Origin of the sequence: Bacillus sp. AFS098217, from assembly GCF_002551815.1 — a bacterium.
GTDB lineage: Bacteria > Bacillota > Bacilli > Bacillales > Bacillaceae_G > Bacillus_A.
The window spans coordinates 1-12,645 of record NZ_NVPR01000115.1 but is presented as its reverse complement, the minus strand read 5'-3'; the positions used below and the strand labels follow the sequence as shown (position 1 = coordinate 12,645).

Genomic DNA, 12,645 nt, shown 5'->3' with positions numbered 1-12,645 from the left:
CTCTTTTTAGGTGGGAGAGAGCATCTGGCCATGCATAGAAGCGGTCAGGGCCTTTTTCTGCCACATGCGAAGTAAAAACAGAAAGAGCAAACGAGTGTAGGTTACTTTTTATTCTGCATAGCAGGGATTTAGATGTCGGAAAATTAAAATAGATTTATACACACACATATCGTTCTAGTGGGCGGTTCACCGCCTCTAGTAAAGAGGAAGTGAACCGCCCGTTAGAACGGGTTATACAAATAAAAGGAGGCGTTAGAATGGAAGCGAATGTTAACACGCAAGATGTAAGCGGGAAAAAGCCATCATTATTAGGAATGATTACATCACCTGGAGTACAGTTTGAGAGAATGAGGACGAAGAGTCCTGTTTGGGGAGCGTTTTTCCTTTTCATTATTCTGGTGTCAGTTGTTAGTGCAATTGGCATGTATCAAGCGATGAATAATCCAGAAGTATTGAAAAATGTGCAAGATCCAGAAGCTGCTAAAATGATGGGGTATTTTGGGATTGGCACAGGAATAATCGTAGGATCATTTGGGACAGCATTTTGGTTCTTTGTTGCAGCAGGAATTTATAAAATAATTATGATGTTTATGGGTAATGATACACCATATATGAAGCTATTATCACTTTACTTATACACGTATACAATTTCGGTTTTAGGTGTAATTGTGAATTTCATTTTAAGAATGATACTTGGTGGAGATATCCAAACCTCTTATACAAGTTTAGCTACTCTATTTGAGCCAGGTACATATATCCATGGCGCAGCTTCAGCGTTTGAAGTTTTCAATATTTGGGGATTAATTGTAATGGGGTTAGGTTTACAAATTGTAGCGGGATTAAGCAGAAAACAAGCAACAACACTAATTGTAATCTTCTTTATCCTGTCTGTTGGATTTGGTAGCTTAAGTGGTTTTACACCTAGTTTTGGTCAGTAATATATGAAAAGCGGCTCTTGATAAGAGCCGTTTTTTATTTTTGTCCTTATTTAAAATACTGCGCTTAGAATTTTAAATTTTCCCTAGTCAAATTTAAAATTTCCTATACAGAATTTCAAATAACTCACCATGAAATTCCTATTATCTTTTTATATTGTAAAGGTACCGCGGAATAACAAAGAGGTATACCTTTTAGAAACAGGTATGAAATGAAGCCGGTCACTTTTACAGAAGCAGTTGCTTTGTATGAAAAGATGATTAAGAACCAAATGAAAAGGCTTTGTCTGTATAAAGATTATGAAGAGTTTTATCAATGCGGTTTAATTGGGCTTTGGGTTGCATATGAAAGGTACGAGGCAGAGAAAGGGAGTTTTTCAGCATATGCTCTTGTAATGGTACGCGGGTATTTGTTAGAGAAGTTAAAGAAAGAAAATCGATTTCAAAAGCGGCATATATGTTTTGATCAAGAAATGTTGCAGCTTGTATGCGGAGTAGAAGTGTCGTCAGAAGTGCGAGATTATATGAGTTTGTTAGACGAGAGGGAGAGATATATTATTTCGGAGCGTTTTTACGGGGGGAAGAAAATGCATGAAATTGGGGAGGCAATGGGCATGACGTATTATCAAGTGAGATGGATATATCGGCAGGCGTTAAAGAAGATGCGGTCTGAAATATAGTAAACATAAAATGGAGACAGGCAATACCTTGTCTCCACTTTATTATTTCTATTAGAAATTGTTATGAAAATCATCGAGCATCATTTGAGCCAAAATATTACCGGCTTTTCTCCATTGCTGCATCATTTGGTAATAGCTAATAGGTAAAGTTTCGATATCTCCATTACGAAAATATAGTATGGCTCGCTTTTTATTATCTTTTTTAATGTGTTTAATACTTTTATAGAATACCCAGATGCAATCCCAAGCAGCAGGTGATTTTGTCGGAATGGCACAAATGAAGCGACGATGATTAATAGGGATAGGCGTGTTTTGGCATAAATTCCATTTTTCAATAATTGCTTTGCGTCTTCCTTCGTATGTGGAATAATTGTGTGAGATAATAGATTCTTTTATTAACTCTAATGGTGTTTTTGGCGAGTAGAGAAATCCGTTAGTGGTATGAATTTGAGTGCGAAAAAAAGGATCTTTATAAGGCCGTAGCATTATTATAGTATCAGAAATGGCGTGAAGACTAACTGGGTAAGGCAACTGAACAGCCTCCTTTAAAAGTATTAGTTTACATATTTTAGTATAGAGATAAAATATAAAAATAATTTTAAAATTCTGTAAATATTTGTAAAGTTTCTATTGATTTAAGGATATTTTATGGATGGTAGGTTTTCTAATTTGCACCGCTTGTACATATATATGAAAATAGAAACAGTTAGGCGGTGATGGAATATGAAGTGGAAATATATTATTTTGGCACTTGTTGTCCTTCTGTTTGTTTATTTAGCAAACAGCAACCCGAGTAAAGGGGAATATACAGAGTGGGCGGCAAAGCAATTTATGAATCACAATGATATTAGTAAAAAGTTAACGGAAGTTGAAAAAGAAAATCCAGATGGATTTGTTGGAGAGCTTGCGAAAATTGGTAATAAGTTAGGGAAGAAGTATGTACAGCCGCAAGTAGGATTGTTAATTGATCATTATACAAAGCGTAATGATTATATTTTCTTCTCGACGTATACAACGGAATTTACAATGGGAAAAGAAAATTATAAATATGTTTCAGTTGGATTCTCTCGTATTTTCATTCCGATTGAAATGCCGAAGAAGAAAGACGAAGCTGCAAAGTGATACAGCTTCGTCTTCTTTCGTTAAGGAGCAATATTTACTTCTGATACTGTCTTTTCAATAAGGCGTGCTCCCTTTTTGCGAGTGTTTTCATCAATTGATAGGAAAATGAAAGAGGAAAGAATCGTGTCCATCACTTGGGTAATTGTTTGTTCATTTACAGGTGTTGTTGGATTGTCGATGGAGAAAACAACAGTTTTTCCATCCTCTTTTGCGAAAATCAATTCGAGTACTTGCATGTTTTATGACCTCCTTTGTATTAAAAATTTTACAGGTTAGAAAGATCGGCTGTGCTCACAAGTTGTACAGCATGGAGCTTCAATTCTTGCAATGAAGAAAGTGCACGTGCTACTTCGTGTACCTTTCCTAAATCAGCATTTGGTTTTACTCGTTTAAATTGTTTGTTTTTGAAAACTGTTTTCCCGTTTTTGTCTAGGCCATCGTTTAATACAAGGCGTAAAGTCAAATCCGTTACAATCGTTTCAACTGCCATCTTTTTCACCCCCTTTTCGTCATATATATAGGGGGAAACGGTAATATTTTGGCGTGAATTTTTTTCTTTTTTTTGGTACGCTTAGAAGAATAAGAGAGGAGCCTCAAAAAATGAATCGTAAATGGTTATTTTGGATTCCCGTTTTATTATGGATGGGGATTATTTTTTATTCTTCAGCACAGCCATATAAGAAGCAGGATATGCGATCAAATATCGAGCAGCACGTGAATGTGGAATTTGTGAAAGAACATTTTTCATGGGTATCCATTGATTATGGCGGAGGCACACCAGTTAGTATTGCAAATAAAGGTGTTGGTGGTTTTATTGAGTTCTTCATTCGTAAGGGAACGCATTTTATGGTGTTCTTTATGCTTGGTTCATTAATATACTACGCCTTATACCGATCGGGTTATTCAAGAAAGCGTACTTTTATATTTGCATTGCTTTGCGTAGCGGGCTATGCGACATTCGACGAAATTCATCAATGGTTTACAGGTGATCGTACACCGATGTGGCAAGATTCAGTATTGGATACGTGCGGTGGATTGACGGGAATTATAATCAGCAATTGGTTTTGGCATAGAAGAAGGAGCTAATCCATTAGGAATAGCTCCTTTTTCATATATCGACTGTTCGGCAATATACGACATTATACTATATAAATCCATTTTCATTTTTCGAGATCTAAATCCCTGCTATGCAGAATACAAAGTAACCTACACTTGTTTGCTCTTTCTGTTCTTACTTCGCATGTGGCAGAAAAAGGCCCCTGACCGCTTCTATGCATGGCCAGATGCCCTCTCCCACTTATAAAAAGAGGGGGTTATGTCGTTTTTTTAATTGATGTATATATAGATTTTAAACACCGAGTAGTTCTTTCAATTCGTCTGTTGATAGTTCTGTCATCCAACTGTCGCTTGTGATAACCGCGTTGTTTAGTGATTGTTTGCGTTCTAACATTTCATCGATTTTTTCCTCAAGTGTTCCAGTTGTAATGAGCTTATGAACGTGGACAAATCGTTTTTGACCGATGCGATAAGCACGGTCTGTCGCTTGGTTTTCTACAGCTGGGTTCCACCAGCGGTCATAGTGAATGACATGGTTTGCTGCAGTTAAGTTTAACCCTGTACCGCCAGCTTTTAAGGATAGAATAAAGACATCATATGTTCCATTTTGGAACTGTTCGATCATCTGATCACGCTCTTTCTTCGGTACACTACCGTTTAGGAAGAGGACACGCTGACCAAATGTTTCTTCTAATATCTTCTGTAACATATTGCCCATTTCGATATACTGTGTGAAGATTAAGCAACTTTCGTTTTGATCTTTTATATTTTCAATCAAATCCATCAGTGTTTGTGTCTTCATAGAACGCTGCACAATATCTTTCGGTGCCTCTTCTTTTAAATAAAGCGCAGGATGATTACAAATTTGTTTTAATTTATTTAACATGAGTAAAATAAAACCGCGTCGCTCAATCCCGCTTAGCCCCTCAACGTTTTGCAAGGTATCCTGCACGAGCTGTTCATATAGTGATGCTTGTTCACCGGTTAGCGGACAGTATTCTTTTTGTTCTTGTTTGTCCGGCAAGTTTAATGCGACCGTTTGATCTTGTTTTGTGCGGCGCAGTAAGAATGGTGAAATGAACCGCTGCACTTGCTGGATTTTCGCTTCATTACGATCTTTTTCAATCGGTGTTACGAAGCGGCGCTGAAACTTCCCTAAACTTCCGAGATATCCGTGATTTAGGAAGTCGAAAATAGACCATAGCTCTGCAAGACGGTTTTCCATCGGTGTACCGGTTAAAGCAATCTTATGATTGGCCTGTAAATTTCGAACGGCCTTTGATTGCTTTGTATGCGGGTTCTTAATATTTTGCGCCTCATCTAAAATAATAGAGTCCCAGCATAGTGTGCTCAGTTCCGCTTCATCAAGCTGTGCTAACGCATAAGAAGTTAATACAACATCTGCATCTTGAAGAAATTCTTTAAAAGAGTCTCCCTTGGAACGATTGCTTCCATAATGTAACTGTACGCGCAAGTTAGGTGCAAAACGCTCAAATTCCTTTTGCCAGTTCCCAAGTACAGATGTTGGTGTCACGATTAAAGCTGGGCCTGTTTGGAGACTATTTTCTTTTATATATAACAAGTAAGTAATCGTTTGGATACTTTTTCCGAGCCCCATATCATCCGCTAACAATGCCCCAAATCCAAGCTTTCGTAAATATAATAACCACTCTACACCGCGCTCTTGGTAAGGACGAAGTGTCGCCTGTAAGGAAGAGGGTAGTTCTACTTTTGGAATGTCTCCGATATGAAGTAGCTTTTGGAAGAGCCCTTCGTAATAGCCATCTAACTCAATTTCAATGTCGGTAAATGGATTATCTTCTTCGATGATTTCTGTTTCTGCTGAGTTTGATAAATGCTGCTGCAGGACATCTTTCATTTCAAGGCCATACTTATCTGCACGTTTCATTAGTTTTTTTACTTCTTCAATAAAGGCAGGATCAAGTCTCATCCATTGTCCATTTAAGTTGAAGAGTCGCTTGTTTTGTTCAACAAGTTCAAAAAACTCGCTCTCTGACAAATCAATTCCATTTGTGGAAACACGCCAGTCGAAATTGACGAGAGTGTTCATGCCAAAGAAAGACTGCGTTTGATTTGTGTTTTGCTTCAATTGGACGCGTAACTTTGGTTTTGTTGCTTTTAAATTTTGCCACCAAGATGGTAGTAAAATGGTAACGCCAGCTGCTAGTAGCTCATTGCTTGCTTCTGTTAAGAAATTCCAAGCTTCTGTTTCATAGAGTTCTTCCCTGAAATGGTCATCTTCTTTAAGCCATGGAACTAGCCTACTGAATCCTTCCTGTGTTTCTGTAATACGTTCTTCATAATTATGCCATCTCTTTGGTAGTGAATCGATGCCACTATATACATATATTCGGTGTGCACCACGCTTTGGCGTAATAATTGTTTCCAGTTTCCACATTTCAAATTCAGCTTGCGGCTCTTGGAGACGAAGACCGATTGTGAAGGGAAGATCATCCTCAATGTAACCAATCTTTCGGAGCCAATCTTCTTCATGCATCGCTGTCTCAAGTTGTCTTTTCGTAAAGTCATAGTGCTCATATAGTCGTTTTGCATCTTCCCAGCCATCATTAGAGCGAGCGTCTTGAAGAATACTTTCATTAATTGCCTGAGAGAAGAGCAATGCTAGCGTATCATCTTCAGTTGAAACATAATTAACTTTCCATGATGGATGATTTGACCAGCGCTTCATATCAGGTATAAAGCTTCCAGTTACAAAGGCATCCCATAGTTCTTTCGCATCTGGCGTAAGGGCAGTAATTGGTCCATTTATTTGCATTTCAGCAAAGGAGTTCATCGGCTTATTTGCGATATACTCAAATGCTTGGACGTTTGTTAACATAATGCCGCTTCGTCCCTCATGTGTAACTTCCTTCAAGAAGGTACCGTAGAAGGAAGTGGAGTGCCATGTGAAGGCGTTTTGCTTCCAAGCTGCTACAGGTAGGAGAATGCCGGCTGCATCTTCTCCCCAAAGGAACCAACCTTGACTGACATGCTGGAGCCTAATTGTTACTTCAGTTTGTATGATCATCGATTAATTTTCCTTTCCGTAATTCTTCCTGTAGTGCACGTAAGCGTGAATGTAAATTTGCGATTTGGATGATGAAAACATTCCATTCATCTGTTCGTTTCAAGCGCTTATAGAGCATACGTAATTTCTTTAAGTAGCGGACGGCACGGCGGTATGATTTACGATTCCGTTCGTCAATCGCTTGCACTGCTGCAAGATGATAGAGCGGAAGGGCTGCTTCGGGCGCTTCCTTTTCAACTTCTTTCAGTGGCTCTTTTAACAATTCAATTGTCTGAGGCCCGTGCAAGAGATGAAGTTCTGTCCATGTATAATATTGTTTCTTTGCTAGTACATATTGTTCGTAATTTGTGAAGCTGTACGGTAATAGTTCTTGCAAAATCATTTCAAGTCCCGCTTGTTCATTTGTATGTGTCGCATATGTTTCATACATCATGATAAATAAACGAACGATATCTTTTACAAAAATCGTATCCGTCTGATTATGAATTGTTTTCTTCACCTGTTTATATGTGAAAGAAAGCCAATTTTTAGTGCGGTCCCACTGTATGGTGTTCAGCAACTCTTCTAGCCAGTCAAAATAAAGGCTAACAACTGAAGCTGGTTGCTTTTCAAGTATTTCCATAGCGGCTTCATCGTTTTGTTGTAAAAAGAGTAGATGAGAAGAAGCGAGTGCTTTTGAAAGCGGGTGCATCTTTGCATCAATTCGTTTCTGCTCTTCCTGTATCCAGGTTTTTTCTGTTAAGAGTTCTCCCCATATATGCCGGTAAATAAAGAATCTCTCCTGTGTATAGGAATCGACTGAGAAGAAAATGGTGTGCACGAGGCGAGCTGTTTCTTGTAAAATGGGCTCGCATTCAGCGGGAATAGGTTCTGATTTAAAGTCACGTACAAGTGATTCCACTTTATCAACAAATAGGCGAACGACGTGAATTGGTTGATGATAAGAGTAGGTTTTATTTGCTTCAAAATCCCCGATTTCTTCTAATAATTTTTGAAAACAATAAAGTGCACCGTGTAATTTAAATAGTTCATGTATCACAATGATGCGCGGTGCTTTCCGTTCTAACTTCATATAAAAGTCTGTAAAGATACTCATAAGAAAATACATTTGTTTATATGTGAGCCGTGCTTGTTCTTTTTTAAACGATTCGTATTCAGACTCAAAGTACGCCTGCCAGCTTTTATAATCCGTTTCTTCAAATGCGGACGATTGTAATACTTGTCGCGCCGTTCGAATCGGAGGGAGCGTTGGCTTCGTTTTATTTTTAAACAAGGTTAATACATCGCCCACTTGCCCAAAACTAGAAGCGGCAGATAGTAAAACAGCGAGCATGTGCTCACATTGCGTTGGCGCGAAGCAATCGCAATAGCTTTCTGAGATATTACGAATCGGTATATGAACGCTATACACGTTTCCTTCAGCATCTACGGTACCTGATAACGTATAACCATCGAAGTCAACATTGTAGACAACGCCGCTGCGATACAAATGACGAGCAGTCGCAACGTGTTCTTGATCGGCTGCTTGATGCGGATCCAGTCCTTGAACAAATTCATTCGCAATCATCATAATTTCATCTTTCGTAATTGAATGTTGCAGCATAGTTTTCCTCCGTACAAAAGAATTCTTTCCTCTACCATTATAAACAAAAAGCTACGAAAACAGAAAAAATGAATTCGGTCGTACAGAAAAAGGAAAATATGGTAACATATACTTGGGAAAATATATGATTTTTTATTGAGGAGGAGATTGGATTTGTCAGATTTGCAGGCGAAACTAGGTAGCGGTATGAATAAGCTGCAAGAAGGAATTGAACAAGGAAAGGTGAAGCTGCAAGTTGCACAAGAGATTGCACAATTGAAGAAGGAAATACAAGTACAGCTCCAGAAGAAGACAGAGGTTTTATTAGAGCTTGGTCAAAAAGTGTATGTTCAACTTCGAGATACTGGCGTAAAGGAAGAATCATTAAAGCCATTAGTTGCTCCAATCCAAGCATTCGATGTTACGATTTATCAGGCAAGAAAGCGAATTGTTGAACTGCAAAAGCAACAGGGAGAGAAAGTGACGTGTGAATGTGGTGGTTCTCTATCAATCAGTGATAAGTTTTGCGGAGCATGTGGGAATCCAAATCCAATGTTAGCGGTAGAGAGAAGTGAGGAAAAATTTGTATGTGCATCATGTAATGAGCACATTGCAAAAACATCCATCTTTTGTCCAGTTTGTGGTATTAAGCAAGGTGGGGAGTGAGCAAGATGTATTGTCGCATATGTGGGAATCAACATGGAGAAGAAGTGAACTACTGTCCTAACGAAGGAAGTATGGCAATGGTGGTTACAGATAGTGTAGTCCTTGAACAAGATAACGCTAGGTATTGCCGCGGTTGTGGGGACGAAAATGCCCACCAAAATCTGTACTGTCAAAAGTGCGGTCATTCTTTATTTACGGTGAAGAAAAAAGAGCATATCGTAAAGTTACCTAGTATGGAAAAAGGCACTAAAGTTGAATTGGGATTACATAAGAGTGGTTTAAGAACGGGTCTAATTGGCGGAGCTATTGCGAGTGTTCTTATGTTACTTGCGGGATGGATTGGAAGTTTTGTATTTGCAACAATGACACAGGAACTTCTTCATAAGTTTGCTCGTGAACTAGATATGCTATCAGGTTTTTATAATGGAGCAACAGCAACACTATTAAACTACCATTTACTTGGTTTTTCAGCCGGAGATACAGATGGAATAATTCTTTCTTTATATTGGCATACTCCATTTTTACTATTATTATTAATTCCATTTATTATTTTAGGTGGAACAGGTATATGGATTGGAAAGAAGCGAGTTGCTCATACAATTGGTGAACAAGTGACAATGGCAGCTACAGTCGGTATTACTTATGGTGTGTTTTTATTTATTGTTAGCTTCATTGCATCTAAATCAATTGCTGTTCCAGGAATGGATGCTGTAACGGTAGGAGTTGGGTATTCTTCCTTTAAAAGTTTAGTAAGTGGATTTATATGTGGAACGATTTTTAGTTTATTAGGAATGATTGCTCATACAAGCCAAAACAATATGGCAGAAGCATTCCGTGAGTTACTTCCATATGGAGCATCACTTTATTACGGAGTAGCAGCAGTGGTAAAAGGCTTTTTGCTAACAGCTGTTATTTTATGTGTAATGGCTCTCTTTATGAAAGAGGATAGTGTGAAACCATTGAAAGAATTAGCATCTACAACGTCACAGCGTGTGATGTTAACACTGCAGCTGACACCACAAGTATGGAATATGGCTCATCTTGCGCCAGTGGAAGTAACAAGTCCTGCTTTTGAAAAAGGTTTTTCACGTAAGAGTAAAAAAGAAAAAGATAACGAAATACAGTTCTCATTCGTATCTGGTATGTCTTTTAATGGAACAGGGTTAAAGGAGCTTGCAATTGCTGAAGGGGCAGGGCCAGAAAAACTTGCAGGAATAGAAGATGTAAATAGTAGATTCCATTATGGATTGTTACTGCTTATTATTCCGTTCTTCTTTATGTTTAGAGCAGGACAAAAATTAGCGAGAATATCAGCAGCTAATATATATGTAACACTTGCTGTATGTAGTGGTGCTTATACAGTTATGATGCTCTTAATAAATATTCTTTCCAAGTTTCAAATTGATGTTTCAGGGAAATTGACAAGTATGTTTGGAATGAGTGGAACGATGCTATCTATGCAGGGCAACTGGATCTATTTAATAATCGGTAGTTTTATCCTGACATATGTAGCCGCTTTCGCTGGAATGAAATTGGCAAGAAAGTAGGAGGGAATCGTTGTGAAGTTTTGTGGAACGTGTAAAAAACAAGTCGCAGATCACTTGAACTTCTGTTCGGAATGCGGAAGTAAAGTAGAAGTGATTGAAGAAAATATGGCTGCTTCGAGAGCGGATGTATATCAGGAAGTACAGCCAAAGAAGAGTAAGAAAAATATTGTGATCTTAATTGTAATTGCATTGTTTGCTGCTGCATTGTTTGGCGCATATAAATTCGGGGCATATAAATTTTCGAAAGAAAAGCAAATCAATACATTAATTGAAGCTTTCAATAAAAAAGATATAAATACAATTGCTTCTTTTGTAAAATCGGATGACCCAGGTTTAAAAATGACAACAGAAGATATTAAATCTTATTTACGTTACTTAAAGGATAATCCTTCTTATAATAAAGAGTTATTATCTTACTTACAAAAGCAAACGGTAGATCAAAAGCTTGTAGATAAAGAGAGTTTTGTGGATGGACAAATTGTAGAAGATGGGAAAGAATGGTTCTTATATCCGAAATATAAGTTCAGCATTAAATCATATTTCATGAACGTCAGCACAACTGCAAAAACGGCGGAAGTATATGTAAATGATAAAAAAGCAACTGATATTTCTAGCGAGAAATCTTCTAAAGAAATCGGACCTTATTTTCCTGGCACGTATGTTGTAAAAGCAAAGGCAAAAGCAGAGCTTACTGAATTGGAAACGGAAAAGGAAGTTGAGCTAGCTGGAGAAAAAGATGGGAAAGTGGATGTGAAATTACCACTTGAAGGAAACTATGTTACAATCTCTTCTGACGAAAATAGCGTTAGTGTCTTTGTAAACGGCAAAAAGCGTGGAAAGTTAGATCACGGAAGTTATAAACTAGGACCTGTGCCAGCAGATGAAACAGTAGAGGTACATTTGGAAAAACAAACGGATTTTGGAGTTGTGAAATCTGAAAGTGTAAAAATTGGAGAGCAAAGCTCCTATTATTTAAAATTCCCAAAACAAACATCTGATGCTGCGATTGGTGAATTTGTTCGTACTCACATTTATAACAACGTGCGTGCTATTTCTTTAAATGACTTTAGCTTAATTGAAAATGACTATGATAAGAGTGGGAAATCATATACAGAAGACCGCGATTATCTGCAATATTTAAAGAAAAAGGGAATTACTGAGGATTTATTAAAATTTGAAGTGCGCAAAGTTGAGCGCCAAAGTTCTACAAAATATAAAGTAACGACGTACGAAGAATATAATATTCGCTATGGTGATGGATCTGTGAAGTTCAAAAGCTTCAGCAATGAACATATTGTTACAGTAAGTGCGGATGGAAAAATATTGTATCATTCAATCGCTGCGAATAATACGCTGAAATCAGAAGAAATATCTGGTCCAACGCATTAAAATGTGAAAAGACTATCTCTTTACAAAGAGGTAGTCTTTCTTGATATATCGCTGCTTCTATAAAACACGACAAGCTTGTACATATGGATCTTGTAGAATTCTTTCTACTAACGGGAGCATTTCTCCTTGAAATGGTATATCAATCGGAAATGGTTTTTGTGATCCAGGTTTGATGCCGTATTGTACAATTTTATAATGAATTTTTTCGTGGTGTTTGAGTACGATTAATTTATAGCGATTATCGTCTTGCTCGAGTGAAAAATCAATGGCAGTGGCATCGTATGTAACGTCGTCTTTATATATATACGGCTTCGGTGTGCCGATCCAGTCTATTTTTGCGCGTACGTTCATTGCACAACCTCCTTATTTGTCATTATATATATCCATTTTGATTTTTCAACATATAAGTCGCTGTTATGAAGAACAAAAGGTGACCGCTACTTGTTTTCTCTCCTTGTTTTCATTTGGCATGGGGGAGTGACTGCTTCTATGCATGGCCGGATGGTCTCTCCCGCCTAAAAAGAAAGGGTTTATATATATCCATTTTGATTTTCCAACATATAAGTGACGGCTATGAAGAACAAAAGGTGATCGCTACTTATTTTCTCTCTTTGTTTTC

Annotated in this window: 13 protein-coding genes; 7 read left to right on the top strand and 6 right to left on the bottom strand. The window is 37.8% G+C overall.

Annotated features, from left to right (window positions below; genetic code table 11):
• Nucleotides 1-257 precede the first annotated feature (257 nt).
• Both COO03_RS23215 and COO03_RS23210 read left to right on the top strand, forming a co-directional pair.
• Nucleotides 258-938, top strand: coding sequence for a Yip1 family protein (locus COO03_RS23215; RefSeq protein WP_097899375.1), 681 nt, complete (start codon nt 258-260; stop codon nt 936-938).
• A 209-nt stretch (nt 939-1,147) separates the two neighbouring features.
• The gene (locus COO03_RS23210) at nt 1,148-1,615 is read left to right on the top strand and encodes a sigma-70 family RNA polymerase sigma factor (RefSeq protein ID WP_097899374.1); all 468 of its coding nucleotides are present in this window, start codon (nt 1,148-1,150) and stop codon (nt 1,613-1,615) included.
• 51 nt (nt 1,616-1,666) lie between these two features.
• On the opposite strand, the gene COO03_RS23205 is transcribed toward COO03_RS23210, so the two are convergent.
• Nucleotides 1,667-2,146, bottom strand: a complete 480-nt coding sequence (locus COO03_RS23205) for a competence protein ComK (RefSeq protein ID WP_097899373.1) — start codon at nt 2,144-2,146, stop codon at nt 1,667-1,669.
• A gap of 192 nt (nt 2,147-2,338) precedes the next feature.
• Here COO03_RS23205 and COO03_RS23200 point away from each other — a divergent pair, with 192 nt between their 5' ends.
• The gene (locus tag COO03_RS23200) at nt 2,339-2,737 is read left to right on the top strand and encodes a DUF4359 domain-containing protein (protein ID WP_097899372.1); all 399 of its coding nucleotides are present in this window, start codon (nt 2,339-2,341) and stop codon (nt 2,735-2,737) included.
• Nucleotides 2,738-2,757: 20 nt separating this feature from the next.
• Here COO03_RS23200 and COO03_RS23195 read toward each other — a convergent pair whose 3' ends face one another.
• Entirely contained in the window at nt 2,758-2,973 is a 216-nt protein-coding gene (locus COO03_RS23195) for a DUF2922 domain-containing protein (protein WP_097899371.1), read from the bottom strand.
• Between the two features lie 29 nt (nt 2,974-3,002).
• Nucleotides 3,003-3,227, bottom strand: coding sequence for a DUF1659 domain-containing protein (locus tag COO03_RS23190; RefSeq protein WP_097899370.1), 225 nt, complete (start codon nt 3,225-3,227; stop codon nt 3,003-3,005).
• A gap of 110 nt (nt 3,228-3,337) precedes the next feature.
• Between COO03_RS23190 and COO03_RS23185 the strand changes: the two genes are divergently transcribed.
• Nucleotides 3,338-3,823 carry a VanZ family protein gene (locus COO03_RS23185; protein WP_097899369.1) on the top strand — a complete coding sequence of 162 codons (486 nt, stop codon included), beginning with the start codon at nt 3,338-3,340 and terminating at the stop codon, nt 3,821-3,823.
• Between the two features lie 262 nt (nt 3,824-4,085).
• Here the strand turns inward: COO03_RS23185 and COO03_RS23180 are convergent, their stop codons facing one another.
• Both COO03_RS23180 and COO03_RS23175 read right to left on the bottom strand, forming a co-directional pair.
• The gene (locus COO03_RS23180) at nt 4,086-6,842 is read right to left on the bottom strand and encodes a DEAD/DEAH box helicase (RefSeq protein ID WP_097899368.1); all 2,757 of its coding nucleotides are present in this window, start codon (nt 6,840-6,842) and stop codon (nt 4,086-4,088) included.
• Nucleotides 6,826-8,445 carry an SWIM zinc finger family protein gene (locus tag COO03_RS23175; RefSeq protein ID WP_097899367.1) on the bottom strand — a complete coding sequence of 540 codons (1,620 nt, stop codon included), beginning with the start codon at nt 8,443-8,445 and terminating at the stop codon, nt 6,826-6,828. Before COO03_RS23175 ends, COO03_RS23180 begins: the two co-directional genes overlap by 17 nt.
• Nucleotides 8,446-8,598: 153 nt before the next feature.
• On the opposite strand from COO03_RS23175, the gene COO03_RS23170 reads away from it, so the two are divergent.
• The 3 genes from COO03_RS23170 to COO03_RS23160 are packed head-to-tail and all read left to right on the top strand — an operon-like array spanning nt 8,599 to nt 12,026.
• The gene (locus COO03_RS23170) at nt 8,599-9,090 is read left to right on the top strand and encodes a zinc ribbon domain-containing protein (RefSeq protein ID WP_097899366.1); all 492 of its coding nucleotides are present in this window, start codon (nt 8,599-8,601) and stop codon (nt 9,088-9,090) included.
• Nucleotides 9,091-9,095: 5 nt separating this feature from the next.
• On the top strand, nt 9,096-10,637 hold the full coding sequence (locus COO03_RS23165; RefSeq protein ID WP_097899365.1) for a zinc ribbon domain-containing protein: 1,542 nt from the start codon (nt 9,096-9,098) through the stop codon (nt 10,635-10,637).
• A 12-nt stretch (nt 10,638-10,649) separates the two neighbouring features.
• The gene (locus COO03_RS23160; protein WP_097899364.1) at nt 10,650-12,026 is read left to right on the top strand and encodes a zinc ribbon domain-containing protein; all 1,377 of its coding nucleotides are present in this window, start codon (nt 10,650-10,652) and stop codon (nt 12,024-12,026) included.
• Nucleotides 12,027-12,083: 57 nt separating this feature from the next.
• Here the strand turns inward: COO03_RS23160 and COO03_RS23155 are convergent, their stop codons facing one another.
• Complete coding sequence (locus COO03_RS23155) at nt 12,084-12,377, bottom strand: DUF3910 family protein (RefSeq protein WP_097899363.1); 294 nt, start codon at nt 12,375-12,377, stop codon at nt 12,084-12,086.
• Nucleotides 12,378-12,645 lie beyond the last annotated feature (268 nt).

Coding starts and splice junctions, on each gene's coding strand:
- COO03_RS23215 (WP_097899375.1), top strand. CDS start 258: ATGGAAGCGAATGTTAACACGCAAGATGTAAGCGGGAAAAAGCCATCA.
- COO03_RS23210 (WP_097899374.1), top strand. CDS start 1,148: ATGAAGCCGGTCACTTTTACAGAAGCAGTTGCTTTGTATGAAAAGATG.
- COO03_RS23200 (WP_097899372.1), top strand. CDS start 2,339: ATGAAGTGGAAATATATTATTTTGGCACTTGTTGTCCTTCTGTTTGTT.
- COO03_RS23195 (WP_097899371.1), bottom strand. CDS start 2,973: ATGCAAGTACTCGAATTGATTTTCGCAAAAGAGGATGGAAAAACTGTT.
- COO03_RS23190 (WP_097899370.1), bottom strand. CDS start 3,227: ATGGCAGTTGAAACGATTGTAACGGATTTGACTTTACGCCTTGTATTA.
- COO03_RS23185 (WP_097899369.1), top strand. CDS start 3,338: ATGAATCGTAAATGGTTATTTTGGATTCCCGTTTTATTATGGATGGGG.
- COO03_RS23180 (WP_097899368.1), bottom strand. CDS start 6,842: ATGATCATACAAACTGAAGTAACAATTAGGCTCCAGCATGTCAGTCAA.
- COO03_RS23175 (WP_097899367.1), bottom strand. CDS start 8,445: ATGCTGCAACATTCAATTACGAAAGATGAAATTATGATGATTGCGAAT.
- COO03_RS23165 (WP_097899365.1), top strand. CDS start 9,096: ATGTATTGTCGCATATGTGGGAATCAACATGGAGAAGAAGTGAACTAC.
- COO03_RS23155 (WP_097899363.1), bottom strand. CDS start 12,377: ATGAACGTACGCGCAAAAATAGACTGGATCGGCACACCGAAGCCGTAT.